Below are 20,819 nucleotides of genomic sequence, written 5' to 3' on the forward strand. Positions count from 1 at the left end.
GGACTATTTGACCGCAACACGCCCCGGATGCACCGTTCCGCATTTGCCGCAGGTGCGCAATTCTTCGCTCGCATAGAAAGCGTCGAATAGCGGTGGCAGATCGGCAACGATGCTCTTCAATTGCACCTCGACGCGATGCACCACTTCGCCGCAGCCGTCGCAATACCATTGGAACGCATCGATCAGCCCCTCCGGCCGCTGACGTTCGATCACCAGCCCGACGCTGCCCGGCACCGATCGCTGCGGCGAATGCGGCACGAACGGCGGCAACAAGAATATCTCGCCCTCGCGGATCGGCATGTCCTCGGGCTTCCCGTCGACCCATAGCCGCAACACCATGTCGCCCTGCAACTGGTAGAAAAACTCCTCCAGCGGATCGACATGATAATCGCTGCGCTGGTTCGGGCCGCCGACCACCGTGACGATGAAATCGCTGTCCTGCCAGATCTGGGCATTGCCGACCGGCGGTTTCAACCGATCGCGATGCGCCTCGATCCAGCCCTTGAAATCGAACGGACGACCGTAACGCAGAACGTCACTCATACGGATGCTCCCTGTTGCGGCGCATAGGCGACCGCCTTGATCTCGATCAGCAGGTGCGGATGCGGCAATTGATGAACCGCGACGGTGGTGCGCGCCGGGCCGCTCTCGTCGAAATAGCTGCCGTACACTTCGTTATACCCGCCGAAATCGTTCATATTGACGAGGAAGGCACTCACCTCCACCACGTCTGCCAGCGTCGCGCCCGCATCGGCGAGGATATCGCGGATATTGTCGATCACCGCGCGCGTCTGCTCGCGGATATCGAGCGACACGGTGCCCATCGCGTCCGCTGCGGCGCCCGCGATACTGTTATCCGGCCGGCGCGCGCTGGTGCCGGAAACGAAGATGAAATCACCCGCGCGGCGAAAATGCGGGAAGCGTCCGCGCGGCTTCGCCTTGCCGGGGATGACCCGCCCTTCCCCGCTCATGCCACCGATCCTTCGAGTGCGATATCGACCGTAGCCATGCCCTCCGTCTCCAATCGCACACGATTGCCGGCACGTATCGCTTCCGCCGGAGTGGCCGCGCCGAGCAGCACCGTCCATCCCGCCTCCAGCGTGAATCCGGCCTCTCCCGCCAGCCGGGCGGCCGCGACCAGCGAGCGCTGTGGGTGCCCGAAGATCGCAGCACTCGATCCGAACTGCACCGGCGCGCCGTCGATGCTCATCACCATGCCGAGATTGGCGACGTCGATATCCGGCCGCTGCCACCCGCCCACGACGAAGGCGGAAGACGAGGCATTGTCCGCCACCACATCGGCAAGCGAGAAACGGAAATCGCGATAGCGGCTGTCGATGATCTCCAGCGCGGGTGCGACTGCCTCCACCGCCGCCCACGCCTCCAATGCAGTGACGCGGCCGGCGAGCGGCGCCTTCAGCCGCACCGCCAGCTCCGGCTCAATGCGCGGATGGATGAAGCGCGCGGCGGGCACGCTCCCGCCATCCGCCAGCATCATCGCATCGGTCAGCCAACCCCAAATGAGATCACTCACTCCCATTTGCGCCATCTTGGCCCGGCTGGTGAAACCCATCTTCATGCCGACGATCCACTCGCCGCGCGCAAGCCGCCGATCGATCGAGGCGCGCGCGATGCGATAGGCGTTTGTTACGTCGAGTGCGGGGTGATCGAGCGAGATCTGTCCGATCGCGCTCGCCTGCGCGGCGGCGTCATCCAGCGCGACGGCCAGTGCGGTGATATCGCTCATGCTTTTCCTCTCTCCCTGAGCATATCGAGTGCGACATCGACGATCATGTCTTCCTGTCCGCCGACCATTTTGCGGCGGCCGAGTTCGACGAGGATCGCGCGGGTGTCGAGGCCATAGGTTTCGGCGGCCTTTTCGGCGTGGCGCAGGAAGCTTGAGTAGACCCCGGCATAGCCCAGCGCGAGCGTCTCGCGGTCGACGCGGACCGGGCGATCCTGCAACGGCCGCACCAGATCCTCCGCCGCATCCATCAGCGCCATCACGTCGCAGCCGTGGTTCCAGCCCTTGCGATCGGCGGCGGCGACGAACACTTCGAGCGGCGCATTGCCCGCGCCAGCGCCCATGCCGGCGAGGCTTGCGTCGATCCGCACCGCGCCTTCCTGCGCCGCGACGATCGAGTTCGCCACACCGAGCGACAGGTTATGGTGCGCGTGCATCCCGCGCTGCGTCTCGGGCTTCAACACCTTGTCATAGGCGCGCAAGCGATCGCGCACCCCGTCCATGTCGAGCGCGCCGCCGCTATCGGTGACATAGACGCATTGCGCGCCATAGCTCTCCATCAGCACCGCCTGCTTCGCCAGCGCCTCGGCGTCGATCATGTGGCTCATCATCAGGAAGCCCGACACGTCCATGCCGAGATCGCGCGCGATGCCGATATGCTGTTTCGAGACATCCGCCTCGGTGCAATGCGTCGCCACCCGCACCGATCGCACGCCTAGATCGTAAGCGCGGCGCAACTCCTCCACCGTGCCGACGCCGGGCAGGATCAGCGTGGTCAGCACCGAACGCGTCAGCACCTCCGCCACCGCCTCCAGCCATTCCCAGTCGGTATGCGCGCCAAAGCCATAGTTGAAGCTCGCGCCGCTCAGGCCATCGCCATGCGCCACCTCGATCGCATCGACCCCCGCGGTATCGAGCGCCGCCGCGATGCTGCGGACATGATCGAGGCCATACATGTGGCGGATCGCGTGCATCCCGTCGCGCAGCGTCACATCCTGGATGTAGAGCTTCTGCGTGTTGACGTCGAAGGTCATGCCGCCGCCCTCCGATCGAGAATGCGCTGGGCGAGCAGCTCGCCGGTCGCCTTGGCCGCCGCGGTCATGATGTCGAGGTTGCCCGAATAGCTCGGCAAATAATCGCCCGCCCCTTCCACTTCGAGGAAGATCGAGGTCTTGATGCCGGTGAAATCGCCCATGCCGGGGATCTTCAATCGGTTGTTGTCGCCATAACGCTCGAACTGCACCGCCTGCTTGAGGCGATAGCCCGGCACATAGCCCTGCACCTTCGCCACCATCGCCTCCACCGAGGCGCGGATCGCATCCTCGTCGCCGCCTTCGGACAAGGTGAACACCGTGTCGCGCATGATCATCGGCGGCTCGGCGGGGTTCAAAATGATGATCGCCTTGCCCTTCGTCGCGCCGCCGACCGCCTCGATCGCGCGCGCGGTGGTGCGGGTGAACTCGTCGATATTGGCGCGTGTCCCCGGCCCGGCCGAGCGCGACGAAACCGACGCGACGATCTCGGCATAATGGACCGTCGCCACCTGCGCGACCGCCGCGACCATCGGGATCGTCGCCTGCCCGCCGCAGGTCACCATGTTGACGTTGGGCTGATCGAGGTTGGCGTCGCCGTTGACGGTCGGGATCGTGAACGGCCCGATCGCCGCCGGCGTCAGATCCACCACCTGCTTGCCATCGGCGCGCAACGCCTCGTCATGCAGCTTGTGCGCATAGGCCGAGGTCGCGTCGAACGCGATGCCGATCTCCGGGTAACACGCGAGCTTCTTCAGCCCCTCGATCCCCTCATGCGTCGTCGCGACGCCACGCTCGCGCGCCATCGCCAGCCCCTCCGACGCAGGATCGATCCCGACCACCGCGACCAGCTCCATATTCTGCGGATATTTGAGCATCTTCATCATCAGATCGGTCCCAATGTTACCCGAACCAATGATCGCCGCTTTCACCTTGCTCACGCTCATTCCCCTCAGACGAACCGCGCCGCGACCGAGCCGAGCCCGTTGATCCGCACCCCGATCAGATCGCCGCGCACGACGGGCACCATCGGCCCGAGCGCGCCCGACAGGATCACATCGCCCGCGCGCAGCGGCCGCCCCGCGCGCGCCATGACATCGGCCAGCCAGCGCGCCGCGTTGAGCGGATTGCCGAGGCACGCCTGCCCAACCCCGGTCGAAACCGGCTCGCCGTTTTTCTCCAGCACCATGCCGCACATGCGCAGATCGAGCGCCGACAGCGGGCGCGGTGTCGCCCCCAGTACGAACGCGCCCGACGAAGCATTGTCGGCGATCGTATCGACGATGCCGATCTTCCAGTCAGCGATCCGGCTGCCGACGATCTCCAGACACGGCAACGCGAAGGCGGTGGCGGCGATCACATCGGCCACGCTGTTGCGCTCGTTATCCAGATCGGCACCGAGCACCAGCGCCACCTCGGCCTCGATGCGCGGTTGCAACACCGCGTCGAGCGGTATGTCGGCGCGATCATCATAGCCCATGTCCGCGAACAGCATCCCGTAATCGGGCTGGTGCACACCCAGCATGTTCTGCACCGCAGCGGAGGTCAGCCCGATCTTGCGCCCGACCAGCCGCCGACCAGCCGCCAGCGCGATGCCAGTGTTGACCTCCTGCACGGCATAGGCCGCATCGAGGTCCCCCACGGGCAGCAGCGGCGCAACCGGGGCGATCGGAATGCCTCGCTCGGCCGCCTCGCGCAGCATCGCCGCGACGGTTTCGATCACATCGCTCATCGTCAGAAACTCACGCAGATGTTGGTTGGTTCGGAATAGAAGTTCAGCGAATGCTCGCCGCCCTCGCGCCCGATGCCGGATAGCTTCACGCCGCCGAACGGGGTGCGCAGATCACGCAGGAACCAATCGTTGACCCACACGATCCCGGCCTCGATCTGACCGGCGACACGATGGGCCCGGCTGACATTCTGCGTCCACACCGCCGCTGCCAGCCCGTAATCGGAATCGTTGGCGTAGCCGACCGCCTGCTCATCGCTATCGAATGGTGCGACGTGGCAAACCGGGCCGAATATCTCCTCCCGCACGCAGCGCGCGGTTTCGGGCAGACCGGTCATCACCGTTGGCTCAACAAAATAGCCCCCGGCCAGCGCGCCATCCATCACCGGCACGCCGCCGCCGGCATGGAAACGCGCGCCCTCTTCCGCCGCCAATTTGTAATAGCCGAGCACCTTGTCGCGTTGCTGCGCGGAGATAACCGGGCCCATCTGCGCGCCCGTCCACGGATCGCCGATCGTCAGTTCACGCGCCTTATCCGCCAATGCCGCGACGAACCGTTCAAAAATCGGGCGCTCGACATAGACGCGCTCCGTACACAGGCACACCTGACCGCAATTGGAGAAGACCGATCGCACAGTCCCGGCCAGCGCGGCTTCGAAATCGCAATCGGCGAAGATCAGCGACGGGTTCTTGCCGCCAAGCTCGAATGAGATCGGCTTCACCCCCGCCGCCGCGCCGCGCATGATCGTCGAGCCGGTCGAGGATTCGCCGGTGAAGGTGATCGCATCGACATCGGGATGCGACACCAGCCACTCACCCGTCGATCCCGCTCCGGCACCATGGACGAGATTGAACACCCCCGGCGGCACGCCCGCCGCGTCAATCACCTCAGCGAGCAAGGTCGCTGTGGACGGGGTTTCCTCCGACGGTTTGGCGACGATCGCATTGCCACAGGCAAGCGCGGGCGCGACCTTCCAGCTCATCAGCAGCAACGGCAAATTCCACGGCGAGATCACCGCCACCACCCCCAGCGGACGCGGAATGCTGTAGTTGATCGCGGTCCGCCCGTCGGCGGTGCGGGTCTGGAAGCTCGGCATCGCGCGCGCCTCCGCCAGCGCGGCGAAGCTGCGGAAATTCGCCGCACCACGCGGGATATCGACCGCGCGAGCATGGGCGATCGGCTTGCCGGTGTCGGCCACCTCGGCCGCGACGAAATCGTCGAACCGAGCCTCGATACCCTCCGCCACGCGCACGAGCAGGCGACAACGCTCGGCCTGCGCCATGCCGCCCCATTCACCCTTCAGGGCGCGACGCGCGGCGACGACCGCCTGGTCGACCATTGACTGATCGGCGGCTGACACATCCGCAAGCTTCTGCCCGGTTACCGGATCAAAATTGGGAAAACGTCCCGGCCCCTCGACGAAGCGTCCGTCAATGAAGTTGGGCAGCGGATTGCCGCCGGACAAGGGATAAGGGTGCCGAGCCATGTCTCTCCCAGACTGATTAACGACGCGCCGATGCGCATCCTGCTCATGCGGGACTATCGAGCGGGGACGGTGGCGGAAAATATCATCTGCCGCCTTTCCTATGGCCGCTTCGTTATAGGCCGCCGCACATCAGGCCGGCGTGTAACCCGCGCTGTTCGAATGCGCCGCAACGCACCCGGCATGGCCCGCCATCTGCGCCAGCGTGAGCAACGTATCGTTGAATTCAGTCGGGCGCTCGAGGAAGGCGGAATGGCCGGCATCGACCACCTCGACCAGGAACGATCCCGGCACTCGTGCCTGCACCCGGCGGATCGCCTCGATTGGAAACAATGCATCCTCCACGCCGGCGATGAACAAGATCGGGAAGCGCCCGCCGCCAATCTCCCCTGGCGCATGGAGCGGAAAGGCGCCGAGCAGATTGTGCCGGTCCGTCGCGTTGAAGCTGTTGATCTGGGCGTAGAGGACCGCCAGCGTCGGGTCTTCGGCGCGTGCCTTCTCGCCTAGCACGCGTTCGATCTGGCCGAGATCGCGCGTCGCCGCGCGTGCTGCGTCCATTAGCGGGCGGACGTCTTCCGGCTCCGCAATCGCGTGGAGGCTGTCGGCGATAGCCAGTCCGGCCACGCGCTCAGGCCAGCGACAGGCGAAATCGATGCAGGTGCCTCCGCCCATCGACTGACCGACCAGCAAGGCACGCTCGACGTTCAGATGATCGAGCAACGCGCGCAGATCTTCGGCGAATGCGGCCCGCCCGCGCCCATCTCGATCGACCGAGCGGCCGAACCCGCGATGGTCGAAAGTGATCACCCGGTTCGCACGCGAAAGCGGCCCGATCTGGCGAAACCAGATCGCATGATTGCCGCCGACGCCATGCGCCAGCACGATCGCCGGCCCTTCGCCGTGCGTCTCCCAATAGATGTCGGCGCCGTCGACGGCGAGGATGTTGGACTGCATCATTCCACTCCCATCAACCGGCTGAGACGCACGACATAATCGCCGAACGCCGGATCTTCGCGGGTGCGCGACGGATCGCGTGGGCGCGGCAGATCGATCGTCACCTCCTCCAGTACGCGGCTCGGTCGTTCGGACATCACTATCACGCGATCGGACAACAGCACCGCCTCCGCGATGCTGTGGGTGACCAGCATCACCGTCTTGCGATCGCGCTGCCAGATCCGCAGCAATTCCATGTTGAGCCGATCGCGCGTCAGCGCGTCGAGCGCGCCGAACGGCTCGTCCATCAGCAGGATGCGCGGGTTGCGGATCAGCGCCTGCCCGATCGCGACGCGATGCCGCATTCCGCCGGATAGCTCGTGCGGGAAGCTCGCCTCGAACCCGAAAAGCCCAAGCGTATCGATCAGCGCGGCAAGATCCTCCTCCGACGGTCGTCGCGCGGATCGATCGAGATCGACGCCGAGCAACAAATTGCCGCGCACATCAAGCCAAGGTAGCAGGTTCGACGTTTGAAACACGAACCCCACATCGGCCGCTGGCGCGCTGACGGGAACGTTGAACAATCGCACCTCGCCCCCGTCGATCGGCTCCAGCCCCGCGATGAGGCGGAGCAGCGTGCTCTTCCCGCATCCCGACGGCCCAAGCACCGAGACGAACTCGTGATCGCGCACAATTGCGCCGACGTCCGCGATCACAATGCGGTCTCCGAACCGCTTGGCGACACCCTCGATCGTGATCGCCGTCATGCCGCCCGCCACCAGACGAATTTTTCCCAATATTCGACCCCGTAAAACAGCAGGAGCGACAGCAATGTCACCGTCAGCAGCGCGGCAAAGGTGAGCGCGGTGTTGCCCGAGCCCGACGCGGTGAGGATCAGATTGCCGAGACCGTCGTTCGACCCGACGAATTCACCAACGATCGCCCCGATCACCGCGAGCGGCATCGCCACCTTGCAGCCGTCGATAAAGGCCGGAAGCGCGCACGGCAGGCGCAGCCGCCAGAAGGTTTGCCACCGCGTCGCGCGCAGCGCGCGGAAATGCTCCTCCAGATGCGCCGGTGTGCTCGCCAGACCGCCCATCCCCGCGACGACGATCGGGAAGAAGGCGAACAGGAACGCCATCGTCAATTTCGACGACAGGCCATAGCCGAGCCACGCGACCAGGATCGGCGCCAGACCGACCTTCGGGATGCTCTGCAACGCAACGAGCAGGGGATAGACCGTCCGCCGCGCGCCGTTCGAGAAGAACACCAGCGCCGAGACCGGCACCCCCACCGCCAGCGCGATGACGAACCCCCAGAATACTTCGGTCAGCGTCTTGAGCGTTCCCTCCGCGAGCGGCACGCGCGAACGCCATAATTCCTCGACGATCGCGCTCGGCGGCGCGAGCAGATAGGATTTCGCCCCAGACCAGCGCACGCCGACCTCCCACATCGCAAGCAGCAATGCGAAGAACAGGATCGTCACCGCAATGTCGCGCGCGCGACGCACGACGGGAGCACTCACTCCTTGTCTCCGCCCTGCTCCAGCAGCGGGAGGATGCGCGCGGGCGGCGGCACGACGAACTTCTCCAGCCGCCAACGATCGAACGTCTCCAGTTCGCCGCCATCCCACACCGATGGCTCATAAGGAGCGTCAGGTGTGATTTGCGTCATGTCCGAATAGAATTCTACATTGTTGCCGTCCGGATCCTTGAACACGATGAAGGTGTTCGCCCCCGGCCCGTGCCGCCCCAGCCCGCGATCGATTTCGATCCCGCGCGCTACCAGCATCGCGGTGATCTTTTCCATCTCCGCGATCGATTCAACGTGGTAGGAGAAATGCTCGACCGACGGATACATGCCGTCGGGGATCGCCTTATGGCCCGGCGGCAATTGCAGCAGCGCAAGATCGTGGTGGTCCACCCCGCAGCGCAGAAACACCATATGATCGCCAATCCAGTCGGACTCCCGGAGCCCCACCACCTCGGTATAGAAAGCCAGCGAACGCTGGATGTCGCGCACCTTGAGCACCAGATGCCCCAGCTTGGTGGGGCGCGGCCGGTAATGGATTGTATCGCCCGTCATTGCATCGCCTTTTCAGCTAGAAAGTCGTTGGTGAACAATGCGCCGGCCGGCAGCGCGCCGCCGGGTCGCCCGGCCGCCTTGAGGAACTGGATCGTCCGTTCGATCCGCGCGGGATCGAAGCGATGCGCGCCGCCGTCGGCCGCCATCAATTGCGTCGTCTCGGTGATCTGCTGCCGCGTCACGGCGGCGTCGAGCAGCGGGAAATGCTGCCGCATGATGACCAGCGCCGCATCGGGATCGCGCGCCGCATCGGCATAACCGCGATAGGTCGCCGCGAGGAAACGTCGCACCAGTGCCGGATCGCGCGCGATCAGCGTGTCACGCGTGGCGATGCCGCTGCCGTACACGTCGAAGCCGAAATCGGCGTAGCCGATGCGCCCGATCGTCACGCCGGCCGCGTTCGCGCGTTTCTGGAACAACGCCATCGAATTGCCGAGCCAGCATTCCGCCGCATCGACCTTCCCCTCGATCAACGCGGCGACGACCACCGCCGGATCGAGCTGGATTTGGCGCACACGCGCGGGATCGACACCGTTCTTTGCCAGCCACGCCGGCAACAAGGTTTGCACCGCGCTGTTCAGCCCCGCGCCGAACGTCAGCCCGGCGAGATCGGCGGGCGCCGCGATCCGATGCCGCTCGCGCACGAAGCAGGCGCCGGCCGGGAAACGCATGTTGATGCCACCCACCATCCGCGCATGGCCGCCCGCCGCGCGATTGATCGCGACCGTCAGCGGATCGACATAACCGAACTCGAACATCCCGCGATCAAGCTCGTTCACGGTCCGCGTGCCGCCGAACCCGCGCATCGCGTCCACCCGCAACCCCGCGTCGGCATAATAGCCCCGGTCCATCGCTACGAACACGCCCGCCATGCTGCCCTGCGGCAGCCAGCTCATGTTGAAACGCACCGGCGTGAGGGCGCCGCCGCCGGCCGCGCGCGCCACCGGCTCAGGCCGCAGCGCGGAGAACAGCGTGACGATCGCAATCGCCGCGATCACCGCCAGCCCCGGCATCATCCGTATGAGCGTCGCGCGTTTCATCCGGCGCGAACGGGGTTGCGAAGCTCACCGATCCCGTCGACCCAGGCGGTCATCACGTCCCCGTCCTTCAGGAACACCCCGCGCCCCATGCCGACGCCGGCTGGCGTGCCGGTGGCGATCAGGTCGGCCGGCTTCAATTCAAGGATCGTCGAAAGATACGCGATCTGTTCGAAGCAATCGAAGATCATCTCGGCCGTATTGCCGTCCTGCATCGCCTCGTCGTTGACGTTGAGGCCGAGCCGGATGTCGTGCGGATCGCCGAGGCAATCACGCGGCACGAACCACGGGCCAACCGGCGTGAAGGTATCGAAGCTCTTCCCTCGGAACCAGTCGTGCGAGAACGGGAAGTCACTCCGCCGCGTCTTGTCACGCGCGGAGACGTCGTTGACCACGGTATAGCCCGCGATGTGATCGAACGCGTCGGCGGGAGCGATATTGCGGCCGGCGCGGCCAATCACCACGCCGAGTTCAACCTCCCAGTCCGGCCGCTCGACCTGCGGCGGGATCACCACCGTCTCGTCCGGGCCGATCACGCTCTCGACCGTCTTGAGGAAGATATAGGGCTGGCTATCGGCCTTGGCCGCCAGCTTGGTCTGCATCTCCTCCGCGTGTTCGATATAATTGGATGCTGCGCCGAACACGCGGCGCGGAACGAACGGCGGCGCGAGATCGCCGTGCGCCACTGCGGCGGTTTCCCATTGACTGGCCAGTGCATCCGCCAGCTTGGCGACCACAGGTGCCGCTGCCGCCCAATCACCGATCAGATCGTTGACGCTGCGGCCGGCCAAAGCCGGGGCATGACGCGCCGCAACGGTGTCGAGATCATGGATGGCATCACCCACCACGATCGCGGCGCGGTCCACCTCATCGTGTCGATAGGTCGCCAGCGCGTGCCAGATCATCACATCCTCCCGTTCGTCTTTTCGAGCGGAAAGGTGAACGGCGGCGTCGGCCAGGTCCAATATGGCTTCCGCATAGGCGGGGCCGATTTCATTATAACCCGCATGCCTGGGCGAGCCGGCCAATTATAGCGGTGCGACTATATCGGAGGGGCCAAACGATATTTCCGGGCTGGCCCTCGCGATCCTACCAATGCCCTATGAAGATAGGAATTGCGGGGCTGGGAACGATCGGGCGCGTCGTCGCGCGTCGTCTGGTCGAGAAAGAAACGGACCTGACGCTCGATTGCGTCGCGGCCGGAGATGCCGATAAGGCACGCCGCTATCTCGCAGAGGCCGGCTGGGCGCTGCCCGTCGTCGATATCGCGGAGATGGCGCGGCGCGTTGACGTGATCGTCGATTGCGCGCCCTCCTCCGCGTTCCGCGCCATCACGACGGCGGTTGCGGATAACGGCAAGATACTGGTGACCGTCAGCGGCGCGGCGTTGCTCGACGCCGACGATCTCGTCGCGCGGGTTGCCAAGGGGGGCGGTCGGATCATCCTCGCTACTGGTGCGCTGCTCGGGCTGGACGCGGTACGCGCGGCCGCCCTCGGCACGATCCATTCGGTGACGATGGTGACGCGCAAGCCGCCCAAATCGCTGGTCAAGGCCGAGCATGTCGTGCGCCACCGCATCGACCTCACCGCGCTCGACGCGCCGCTCAAGATATTCGAGGGCAGCGCACGCGAAGGCGCCGCCGCCTTCCCCGCCAATGTCAACGTCGCCGCCGCGCTCGGCCTGGCCGGTATCGGAGCGGATCGGACACGGCTGGAGATATGGGCCGATCCCGCGCTGGAGCGAAACACCCATTTCATCACGGTCGATGCGGACAGCGCCCGGCTGGAACTGCGCATCGAGAACGTACCCACCGACGAGAACCCCGGCACCGGCCGGATCACCGCGCTCAGCGTCATCGCCGCGCTGCGCGCGCTCGTCACACCGCTTCACATTGGAACCTGAAGGAAGGCCCATCCATGCCCGTTCGCCTACGCCACGTCGCCATCGCCGCCGCCGACCCCGACAATTCGGTGCGCTTCTTTACAGAGGTACTCGGTTGGGAGATGGCCGGCCGCGTCGATAGCCGCAACGCGCATGGCTATTACGTCACCGACGGCCACATCAATATCGCGCTGCTCGCGTTCAAGAACCGACCAGCCGCCGGAATGGAATTCCCCGAGGGCTATGCCGGCCTCCACCACGTCGGCTTCCAATGCGACGACATCAACGAGATCGTCGAGCGGTTCGAGCAAAGCGGCTTCGCCCCGCGCCATGACGTCAATCTCGCGCAGGGGCTGGGCAAGAATCCGGCGAAGGATAATGCCGAATATAAAATGACCGGGCCGGAGAACGTGATGGTCGACGTGTCCGAGCGCGGTTGGGTCGGCACCGAAAGTTATCGCAAGCCTGCCAGCGCGAGCTGATCCGGGCCGCGCCTCCGCATCGTCATCCGGTTTCCCTCTTTTCCCGGATGGCGATGCGGATTTTTCATGCGCCAAACAAAAGGGCGAGCCGCACGACCGCGGCCCGCCCTTTTGTTTTCTCATTCGCTCGGCGTGTCAGCCAACTGCGACATCCTCCAGCGCGAGCCAGCGCGCGGCGTTTCCGCCGAGGATCTTGGCCTTGGAATTCGCGCTCAGTCGGCCATGGGTACCGACAAGCTGACCGATCGCCTCCTCACCCAACGGGAAGGGATGATCCGAACCGAGCATCACCTGATCCTCGCCCATCACATCGACCACCAGTTGCAGCGAATCCGGGCTAAACACCGCGGAATCGACATAGAAGCGATCGAGATAGGATGACGGCGGATTGGGGCAATCGACGCGCACGATATCGCGCTGCGCCCAGGCGTTCTCGACCCGGCCGAGCAAGAATGCAAAGCTGCCGCCGCCATGCGCGAAACACAGCCGCAGCGATTTCGGCAACCGCTCGAACGCGCCGGACAAAATCAGCGACAAGATCGAAAGCTGGGTTTCGGCGGGCATCGCCACCAGCCATGGCAGCATATATTTCGGCATCCGTTCGCGCCCCATCATGTCCCATGGGTGGACCAGCACCGCCGCACCGATCTCCGCACAATGCGTGAGGAAGGTGATCAGATTTTCGTCGTCGAGATAGCTGTTGCCCAGATGGTTGCCGATCTGCACTCCGAGATGGCCGTTGGCGATCGCGCGACTGGCCTCCGCGCAAGCAAGGTCGACATCCTGCAACGGCACCTGCGCCAACGCCTTCAGCCGTTTGGCATCGTGCGCGCACATCTCAATCGCCTGATCGTTGAAGCGGCGCGCCGTCTCCGCCGCGTCGGCGGCCGGCCGGGAATAACCGAACATCACCGGGGTGGCGCAGATCACCTGCATATCGATTCCGTTGCGATCGAGATCCTCGATCCGCTGCGCCGGGTTCCACAGCGCCTCGCGTACCGGGCGGAACTCGCGCGAGCCGACCATGATCATGCCTTCGCCCCGCCCTGTTTCCTTTAGCCAGGGCAGGCCGTCCCGTTCCGCGACCGCGGCATAACCCGCGTCCGACATCGGGAAAAAATGACTGTGCATGTCGATAATGGTCACGCCCGGCGCGCTCCTGCAAACGTCCCCCGTCGTCTTTCCCGTGCGACGCCGAACGCGCGCCGGGATCAACGGCGCCTACATCAATAAGCATCGTCGATATTGCGGAATAATTCCGATGCGCCCTGCTGTTATTACAAAAAAATTATAGTAGATTCGGCCGTACCAATCGGAAGGAACACCGGCCCTTGTCGCGTTTTCACGAGAATTTCCTGTTGAGCCGGCTGAAGCTGCGCCAATTGAAGCTGCTGGCGGCGGTGGCGCAGGAGGGGAATATCCTGCGCGGATCGCAAATCCTCAACATCGCCCAGCCCGCCGCGACCAAGAGCATCAAGGAACTGGAAGAGGCGCTCGGCGTCCAGCTTTTCGAACGCTCCTCGCGCGGGGTGACGCCGACGCTTTATGGCGATGTCATCATCAAGCACGCCAAGCTGATCCTCACCCAGTTGCGCCATGCGGGCGAGGAATTGCAATCGATCGAATCCGGGCTGTCCGGGCGCGTATTCGTCGGCACCTTGCTCGCCGCTTCACCAACGCTGCTCCCGCGCAGCCTGGCGCTGTTGCGCGCGCGTCGTCCGGGCATCGCGGTCACGGTGATGGAGGGGACGATCGACAAGCTGATGCCCGCGCTGCGCACGGGCGATCTCGACGTGGTGCTCGGCCGCCTACCGGACTTTCGTGAGCGCGAAGGGCTGGAGCAGGAACTGCTCTACGACGAGCCAATCGCGATCGTCGCGCGGCAGGGGCACCCGCTTGCAAGCAAAACCGACATCGGGCTAGCCGACATCGCCGATCAGTCGTGGATACTTCCACCATCGGAAACGTCGCTACGCCGTCAGTTGATGTTCGCCTTCCGCCGTGCCGGGATCGAGCCGCCGGTTGACGCGATCGAATCCGTCTCGATCCTCACCAACCATTCGCTGCTGCTCGAAACAGATCTGCTTGCCGCCATCCCCTATCAGGTGGCGACGGTGCAGCCGGGGTTGGCGATCCTGCCGATCAGTATGGAGGCGACCGCCTCGCGCATCGGCGCAACGACACGGGCGAACATCGCCCAATCGGCCGCCGTCTCCTGTTTCATGGAAGTGGTGCGCGAGGTGGCGACGACGATCCGCGCCGATATGCCCTCAACCGACGCTGGAGGCTGACGCCACTACACGCCCGCGCCGCGCCGACCACAGCCAATAGACCAACGCGACGAACACGCACCACGGCACCCCCGCCAACACTGCCACGTCCCAGAATTCGCGATCGAACGCCATCGTCACGGTGATCGCGCCGAGCAGGGCCAGCCCCACGATCTGCGCGGCCGGGAAGAAGGGCATCCGCACCGGCAATTCGGCGGCGGCGTGCCGACGACGGAACACCATATGGCTCGCCAGAATGCTGGCCCAGGTCAGGATGCCGCCGAACAGCGCGACCCCGAACAGATAGTTATAGGCAAGCGGCGTCAGCATCGCGAGCGATCCCGCCAGCAGCACGCATACCCCCGAAAGCAAGGTCGCCGGCAGCGGCACGCCACCAGCGTTGAGCGTGCCGAACACGCGCGGCGCGTGGCCGGCGCGCGACAACGAAAACAGCATCCGTGAGGCGAGATACAGGCTGGTATTCATCGCCGACAGCGCGGCGATGGCGACGACGAAATTCATCACATCGGCGGCATAAGGAATGCCCGCCGCGCCGAACATGCGGACAAAGGGGCTCTGCGTCACCAGCTTCGCCCCCGCCGCTGTCCACGGCATGAAGGCGATGATGATGAACAGCGCGAGGATGTAAAACAGGAACAGCCGCGCCGCCATCGTGCGCAGCGCGGCGGGAATCGCTTCGCGCGGATTCTCCGCCTCCCCCGCCGTCGCCACCACGAACTCCAGCCCGAGGAAGGAAAACAACGCCATCAGCACACCCATCCACACCCCCGAAAAGCCGTTGGGCATGAAACCGCCCGGCAGTCCGATAACGTTGTGCAGCCCGGTCGAGGGGCCGGAGAGGCCTAGGATGCGGCTACCGCCAACCACGATGAACAGCATGATCGCCGTCACCTTGATCACGGTCAGCCAATATTCCACCGATGCGAAATTGCGCACCGGCCGGGAATTGAGCCAGATCAGTGCGCCCGAGAACCCCAGCGCCGACAGCCATATCGGCACTTCGGGGAACCAGAAGCGCATATAAGTGCCGATCGCGATCGCCTCGCTGCCGATCAGCAGCACCTGCTGAATCCAATAGGTGTAGCGAACCAGGAAGCCGGCGAACGGGCCGAGATAGATTCCGGCATAGGTGCCGAACGATCCGGCGGTCGGATGGACCACCGCCATTTCCGACAGGCTGAACACCATGATTACCGCGATCAGCGCGGCGATGAGATAGCTCAGCAACACTGCCGGGCCGGCATAGCCGATCGCGATGCCGCTCCCCATGAACAGACCGGTGCCGATCGCGCCGCCTAGCCCGATCATCGTGATCTGACGCTTACCAAGCGTTCGGTGTAATCCACCCTCGCGCGCGATCGCCGCGCCTGCGACCGGGTCCAATGCCGCCCCGCTCACGTGACCGCCTCCCGCTCGCTATATCGCGGATCGCGCCATGCGCCGGTTTCCATGACATCGGCGAGCACGTCCGCCGCATCCCACACATCGGCATGGCGAACGTAGAGCGGGGTGAAGCCGAAGCGGACGATATCGGGCGCGCGGAAATCGCCGATCACCCCGCGATCGATCAATGCGCGCATGATCGCGTAGCCATCGGCGTGCGCGAACGAGACCTGACTGCCGCGCTCGCTCGCGTCGCGTGGAGAGGCCAGCGTGAAGCCGTGCCGCGCGCAACGCTGCTCGACCAAAGCGATGAACAATTCGGTCAGCGCGACGGACTTCGCGCGGATCGCCACCATGTCTGCCGCGCGCATCAGATCGAGCCCGACCCCGACCAGCGACAGGCTCACGATCGGCTGCGTGCCGGTGAGGAACTGCCGGATATCGGGCGCGGGCGCATAGCCGGAATCGAAAGCGAACGGCGCTTCATGCCCCCACCAGCCGGTGATCGGCTGGCGCGCCGCGCCCAGATGCCGCTTCGCCACGAACAGGAATGCCGGCGAGCCGGGGCCGCCGTTCAGATATTTGTAGGTGCAGCCCACCGCGAAATCGACGTTGCAGCCGTTGAGATCGACCGGCATCGCGCCCGCGCTGTGGCACAGATCCCAGATCGCCAGCGCACCGGCCGCCTGCGCCCGTTCGGTGAGCGCCGCCATGTCGTTGATATGGCCGGTCTTGTAATGAACATGCGTGATGCAGATCGCGGCGGTATCCTCGTCGATCGCATCGGCGATCTCGTGCCGCTCGCGCAGCACCACCTCCAGCCCGCGCGCCGCCGCTATCCCCTGCGCGACATAATTGTCGGTCGGGAAGTTGCTCCCTTCCAGGATGATCTTGCGCCGGCCGGAACGCATCGCGCTCGCCGCCCACAGCAGCTTGAACAGGTTGACGCTGGTCGAATCCGTCACGACCACTTCGCCATCGTCCGCACCGATCAGCGGGGCGAGCTTGTTGCCGAGTGTCACCGGCAGATCGAACCAGCCCGCGCTGTTCCAGCTCTTGATCAGATCACCGCCCCATTCACGCTCGATCACGCGCGCGGCATGCGCCGGGGCGTCATTGGCCATCGCGCCGAGCGAATTGCCGTCGAGATAGATCACGCCATCGGGGATCAGAAAAGCATCGCGAAAGCGTGCCAGCGGATCGGCCTGATCCTGCGCGACGCACCAGTCGCGCGAAATCTCCGCCGGGATCGCCCCAGATCGTTCTTCAAGCCGCATTGAAACACACCGTTTTTGTCTGAGACATTTCACGAATAGCGAAGCGAACACCCTCGCGGCCCATATTCCCGCCCTTCGCCCCGCCGAACGGCATCGCGTCGAGCCGATAGTCCGTTGAATCGTTGACCATCACCCCAGCCGCCTCCAGCCGCCGCGCGGCGTGGAGCGCGTCGCGCAGGCTGTCGGTGAAGATGGCAGCATGGATCGCATGACGCGGCGCATTGGCGCGCGTGATCGCCTCGTCGAGATCGTCGAACGAGAACAGGCTGACCACCGGGCCGAACGCTTCCTCGCACACCAGCGCCGCATCGTCCGGCGCGTTTTCCAGCACGGTCGGCTGGAACAATGTGCCGCGTCGCCTGCCTCCCGCCAGCACCCGTGCGCCCAGCGCCCGCGCCTCGTCGATCCGGCGTTCGAGCCGCACCGCCTCCGCAGCACCGATCATCGGGCCGATCTGCGTTTCGGGCAACGCGGGATCGCCGACCACCAGCGCCTCGGTCGCAGCAACGAAGCGCGCGCAGAAATCGGCGTAACGCGCGGCGTGCACGTAGATCCGCTGCACCCCGATGCAATTCTGCCCAGCCGCCGCGAATGCGCCAAACGCACAGGCGACGGCGGCCTTGTCGAGATCGGCGTCGGCGGCGACGATTACCGGAGAATTGGCGCCCAGCTCCATCGCCAGCCGCTTGGCCCCCGCGACAGTCGCGATCCGCTCCCCGGTCCGCGTTCCGCCGGTGAACGATACCATTGCCACGCCGGGATGACCGACCAGCGTGTCACCAAATACTTCCCCCCGCCCGGTGAGCAAGTTGAGCGCTTCGGCCGGCAATCCATTCGCGAGCAGCAGGCCCGCCAGCATCACCGCCACCAGCGGGGCCTGTTCCGCCGGCTTCAGGATCACAGCGTTGCCCGCCCCGAGGGCTGGGCCGAGCTTGTGGCAGATCAGGTTAAGCGGATCGTTGAACGGGGTGATCGCCGCGATCACGCCGACGGGTTCGTAGCAATAGAAGCCGCTGCGCCCCTCGCCGCCCGCAACGCTATCGAACGCGAGCGTCTCGCCCGCCAGCCGCACCGCCTCCTCCGCCGATAGCCGCAAGGTGTTCACCGCGCGGCCGACTTCGCGCGTCGCATGGGCGATCGGCTTGCCGCTTTCCGCAGTAATCGTCCGCGCGAACCGCGCCGTATCGCGCGCCAGCGCATCGGCGGCACGATGCAACAAGGCGGAGCGCTCCCCACTGGTCAACGCGCGCATCGCCGCCGCCCCGCGCGTCGCGCTATCGATCGCTGCCAGCGCATCCGCCACGTCGGCGCAGGCAGCCTGGCCCAACGTTTCCCCGGTGAAAGGATTGACGATCGGCATCGTCTCCGCCGCCGCGCGCCACTCCCCGCCGATCAGCAGCGTGCGATCCCCCTCGGCCGCGCGGACGGCGGGCAAGGCCATCGTCACGGCTTGTCCTTGCGCAATACAAGCCCGTCATATTCGCGGCTGTCGAGCAGCACCTCGACGATGCACGGCCCATCCGCCGCGAACGCCTCTACCAGTGCGGCACGCAACGTCTCGGGCGTGGAAACCGTCGTTACCGGCACGCCGAACAGCGATGGACCGCCGATCGTCCCCTCTTCGCGCACCGGGGTGCCGTAGATCGGGTTCTGCTTGCGCTGTTGCTTGATGCGGATCAGCGCGAGATCGTTGTCGGTCAGCACGACGATGACTATCGGCAATTTCTCGCGCACTGCGGTCGCCAGCTCGCCCACCGTCATCAGGAATCCACCATCGCCGACCACGGCGCACACGGCCTTGTCCGGGCGGCATAATTTGGCGGCGATCGCGGCAGGCAGGCCAAAGCCCATTGCCGACCAGCCATTCGTCATGATCTGCAAGCCGGGTACGGGGGTTTCCCATTTCTGCCCGATCAGATGGGTATGCGCGCCGACGTCGCACGTCATGATCCCGTCCTGCGGCAACACGTCCCGCAACACCTCCAGCGCGGCACATGGCCCCATATGGCCGATTGAGGGGCGCATCCGCTCGAACATTCCGGCCTTGCGCGCAGCAACCTCGGCCAGCGCCCAATCCTTGCGCGGCGCCTGCACCGCCTCCAGCGCGGCCAGCCCGGCGGCGATATCGCCTACCACCTCCGCGACAATCGGATGGCGCGCGCGATCCACATCGACCGGCGCAGTATCGATACTCGCGAGCGCAAGCCCGTCGCGCATCCACGATTCGTAATTGAATTCGACCGGATCGTAACCGATCGCGATCACCAGATCGGCCTCGACGTGGGTTTTCCCGACCTCGTCGCTCAGCGCGTGGAACAGCACGCCGGCGTAATTGGGATGACTTTCCGCCAGCATCCCCTTGGCCATCGGCGTCAGCACCACCGGCAGCGCGAATCGCTCAGCAAGTGCCGCGATCCGCGCCTCGATCCCCAGCCCTGTCGCGGCGAGGCCAATCGCCAGCACCGGCTTCCTTGCGCCTCGAAACGCGGCCGCCAGCGCATCGAGCTGGGCAGCAGCAGGAGCCGGCTGGGAAGCGGCAACGACCGCCATATCCCCCTCACCCGCCTGTTCCGCGCTTAGCCCGCTCGGCAGGCCGACATGGACCGGGCCGGGCCGCCCCTCCAGCGCGACCGTCGCCGCGTCGGTAAGGATCGCATCCATGTTGGCGGCATCGAGCCGCACGGTTTTCTTGGTGATAGGGGCGAATAACGCCTGATGGTCGATCCCCATCTGCGTCACCCGGCCGCGCATCGCCGCCGGCATCTCGTCAGTAAGCGCGATCATCGGCGAGCGATCGAGCAAAGCGCCGCCCACGCCGGTCGCGAGGTTGGTCGCGCCCGGCCCGAACGTGCCGAAGCACACTCCCGGCACCCCGGTCAGCCGGCCGCACACATCGGCCATGAAGCTCGCGCCGCCTTCGTGGCTGGTCAGGACGAAATCGATCCCGTCCGTCTCGCGCAGCGCCTCCATATAGTCGACCCAGCCGCCGCTGGGCACGCCGAAGACATGGCGAACGCCCATGTCACGCAATTTCCGCACCACTCTGCGTGCAACTGTTTCGCCGTTCATCACCCCTCCAGCGCACTATCTCTCAATCACGGCTAGCGGCTGGCTGGCGTCGAAGAAAATACCTCTCTGCAATCGCCCGTATGGCAATTCGATTATAGGAGCTGAACCGCGCAGGGTTTGCCGGAGGCTCCTGCTTCTAAGTTAATAGAGCCTGCGCCATCCGCTCGACAGATGATCGGGTGAATGTGGTCAGATTTTCGCGCTGGCAATCTTGATTGTGCAACGCGCCGGCTTCTTCGTTTTGGCGGCTGCCTCCTCGCACGCGGCGATGGTGTGGCGATTATCACCCCGCATCTCGGCAGCATCTGCGATGGCTTACCAAGCCTCGGGGCTGTCCGCGCGCAGAATCCGGGCTCCCGCCCTCCACAAAGTCGGCGCGCCAACCATATGCC

21 protein-coding genes are annotated in these 20,819 nt (G+C 65.3%); 3 read left to right on the top strand and 18 right to left on the bottom strand.

Translation table 11 applies throughout. The annotated features are described in order from the left end of the window. Positions 1-3: 3 nt before the first annotated feature. The 13 genes from P0Y64_17805 to P0Y64_17865 form a co-directional block, all read right to left on the bottom strand. Positions 4-543 carry a 3-hydroxyanthranilate 3,4-dioxygenase gene (locus P0Y64_17805; GenBank protein ID WEK43158.1) on the bottom strand — a complete coding sequence of 180 codons (540 nt, stop codon included), beginning with the start codon at positions 541-543 and terminating at the stop codon, positions 4-6. Continuing rightward, positions 540-971 (bottom strand): RidA family protein, encoded by a 432-nt coding sequence (locus P0Y64_17810; protein ID WEK43159.1) that lies wholly within the window; start codon positions 969-971, stop codon positions 540-542. Before P0Y64_17810 ends, P0Y64_17805 begins: the two co-directional genes overlap by 4 nt. Beyond that, positions 968-1,747: a fumarylacetoacetate hydrolase family protein gene (locus P0Y64_17815; protein ID WEK43160.1), complete on the bottom strand. Its 780-nt coding sequence runs from the start codon at positions 1,745-1,747 to the stop codon at positions 968-970. Before P0Y64_17815 ends, P0Y64_17810 begins: the two co-directional genes overlap by 4 nt. Next, the gene (gene dmpG / locus P0Y64_17820) at positions 1,744-2,778 is read right to left on the bottom strand and encodes a 4-hydroxy-2-oxovalerate aldolase (GenBank protein ID WEK43161.1); all 1,035 of its coding nucleotides are present in this window, start codon (positions 2,776-2,778) and stop codon (positions 1,744-1,746) included. Before dmpG ends, P0Y64_17815 begins: the two co-directional genes overlap by 4 nt. After that, complete coding sequence (locus tag P0Y64_17825) at positions 2,775-3,716, bottom strand: acetaldehyde dehydrogenase (acetylating) (protein ID WEK43162.1); 942 nt, start codon at positions 3,714-3,716, stop codon at positions 2,775-2,777. The genes dmpG and P0Y64_17825 overlap by 4 nt, the downstream gene beginning before the upstream one ends. A gap of 11 nt (positions 3,717-3,727) precedes the next feature. Continuing rightward, positions 3,728-4,507 (bottom strand): fumarylacetoacetate hydrolase family protein, encoded by a 780-nt coding sequence (locus P0Y64_17830; GenBank protein WEK43163.1) that lies wholly within the window; start codon positions 4,505-4,507, stop codon positions 3,728-3,730. A gap of 2 nt (positions 4,508-4,509) precedes the next feature. Continuing rightward, a complete protein-coding gene (locus P0Y64_17835; GenBank protein ID WEK43164.1) occupies positions 4,510-5,991 on the bottom strand; it encodes a 2-hydroxymuconic semialdehyde dehydrogenase in 1,482 nt (493 codons plus the stop codon). Between the two features lie 129 nt (positions 5,992-6,120). Then, positions 6,121-6,942 carry an alpha/beta hydrolase gene (locus P0Y64_17840; GenBank protein WEK43165.1) on the bottom strand — a complete coding sequence of 274 codons (822 nt, stop codon included), beginning with the start codon at positions 6,940-6,942 and terminating at the stop codon, positions 6,121-6,123. Further along, positions 6,942-7,688 carry an ABC transporter ATP-binding protein gene (locus P0Y64_17845; GenBank protein ID WEK43166.1) on the bottom strand — a complete coding sequence of 249 codons (747 nt, stop codon included), beginning with the start codon at positions 7,686-7,688 and terminating at the stop codon, positions 6,942-6,944. Before P0Y64_17845 ends, P0Y64_17840 begins: the two co-directional genes overlap by 1 nt. After that, entirely contained in the window at positions 7,685-8,446 is a 762-nt protein-coding gene (locus P0Y64_17850; GenBank protein WEK43167.1) for an ABC transporter permease, read from the bottom strand. Before P0Y64_17850 ends, P0Y64_17845 begins: the two co-directional genes overlap by 4 nt. Then, positions 8,443-9,006 (bottom strand): VOC family protein, encoded by a 564-nt coding sequence (locus tag P0Y64_17855; protein WEK43168.1) that lies wholly within the window; start codon positions 9,004-9,006, stop codon positions 8,443-8,445. The genes P0Y64_17850 and P0Y64_17855 overlap by 4 nt, the downstream gene beginning before the upstream one ends. Then, complete coding sequence (locus P0Y64_17860) at positions 9,003-10,046, bottom strand: ABC transporter substrate-binding protein (GenBank protein ID WEK43169.1); 1,044 nt, start codon at positions 10,044-10,046, stop codon at positions 9,003-9,005. Before P0Y64_17860 ends, P0Y64_17855 begins: the two co-directional genes overlap by 4 nt. Continuing rightward, positions 10,043-10,948, bottom strand: coding sequence for a fumarylacetoacetate hydrolase family protein (locus P0Y64_17865; GenBank protein ID WEK43170.1), 906 nt, complete (start codon positions 10,946-10,948; stop codon positions 10,043-10,045). The genes P0Y64_17860 and P0Y64_17865 overlap by 4 nt, the downstream gene beginning before the upstream one ends. Before the next feature lie 197 nt (positions 10,949-11,145). On the opposite strand from P0Y64_17865, the gene P0Y64_17870 reads away from it, so the two are divergent. Together P0Y64_17870 and P0Y64_17875 are read left to right on the top strand one after the other, a co-directional pair. Continuing rightward, positions 11,146-11,946 (top strand): aspartate dehydrogenase, encoded by an 801-nt coding sequence (locus tag P0Y64_17870; protein ID WEK43171.1) that lies wholly within the window; start codon positions 11,146-11,148, stop codon positions 11,944-11,946. A gap of 14 nt (positions 11,947-11,960) precedes the next feature. Then, positions 11,961-12,407 carry a VOC family protein gene (locus P0Y64_17875; protein WEK43172.1) on the top strand — a complete coding sequence of 149 codons (447 nt, stop codon included), beginning with the start codon at positions 11,961-11,963 and terminating at the stop codon, positions 12,405-12,407. Between the two features lie 135 nt (positions 12,408-12,542). Here the strand turns inward: P0Y64_17875 and P0Y64_17880 are convergent, their stop codons facing one another. Further along, complete coding sequence (locus tag P0Y64_17880) at positions 12,543-13,553, bottom strand: amidohydrolase family protein (GenBank protein ID WEK43173.1); 1,011 nt, start codon at positions 13,551-13,553, stop codon at positions 12,543-12,545. Between the two features lie 185 nt (positions 13,554-13,738). Between P0Y64_17880 and P0Y64_17885 the strand changes: the two genes are divergently transcribed. Then, positions 13,739-14,698 carry a LysR substrate-binding domain-containing protein gene (locus P0Y64_17885; GenBank protein WEK43174.1) on the top strand — a complete coding sequence of 320 codons (960 nt, stop codon included), beginning with the start codon at positions 13,739-13,741 and terminating at the stop codon, positions 14,696-14,698. Here the strand turns inward: P0Y64_17885 and P0Y64_17890 are convergent. Genes P0Y64_17890 through P0Y64_17905 form a run of 4 tightly spaced genes read right to left on the bottom strand, consistent with a single transcriptional unit; the run spans position 14,678 to position 20,427 of the window. Continuing rightward, on the bottom strand, positions 14,678-16,081 hold the full coding sequence (locus P0Y64_17890; protein WEK43175.1) for an amino acid permease: 1,404 nt from the start codon (positions 16,079-16,081) through the stop codon (positions 14,678-14,680). The two genes, P0Y64_17885 and P0Y64_17890, sit on opposite strands and share 21 nt — an antisense overlap. An 11-nt stretch (positions 16,082-16,092) precedes the next feature. Beyond that, positions 16,093-17,358, bottom strand: a complete 1,266-nt coding sequence (kynU, locus tag P0Y64_17895; protein ID WEK43176.1) for a kynureninase — start codon at positions 17,356-17,358, stop codon at positions 16,093-16,095. Continuing rightward, positions 17,348-18,799 (bottom strand): aldehyde dehydrogenase family protein, encoded by a 1,452-nt coding sequence (locus tag P0Y64_17900; protein ID WEK45110.1) that lies wholly within the window; start codon positions 18,797-18,799, stop codon positions 17,348-17,350. Before P0Y64_17900 ends, kynU begins: the two co-directional genes overlap by 11 nt. A 2-nt stretch (positions 18,800-18,801) precedes the next feature. Beyond that, positions 18,802-20,427: a thiamine pyrophosphate-binding protein gene (locus tag P0Y64_17905; GenBank protein WEK43177.1), complete on the bottom strand. Its 1,626-nt coding sequence runs from the start codon at positions 20,425-20,427 to the stop codon at positions 18,802-18,804. Between the last annotated feature and the right edge of the window lie 392 nt (positions 20,428-20,819).

The organism is Candidatus Sphingomonas colombiensis, assembly GCA_029202845.1.
Lineage (GTDB): Bacteria > Pseudomonadota > Alphaproteobacteria > Sphingomonadales > Sphingomonadaceae > Sphingomonas > Sphingomonas colombiensis.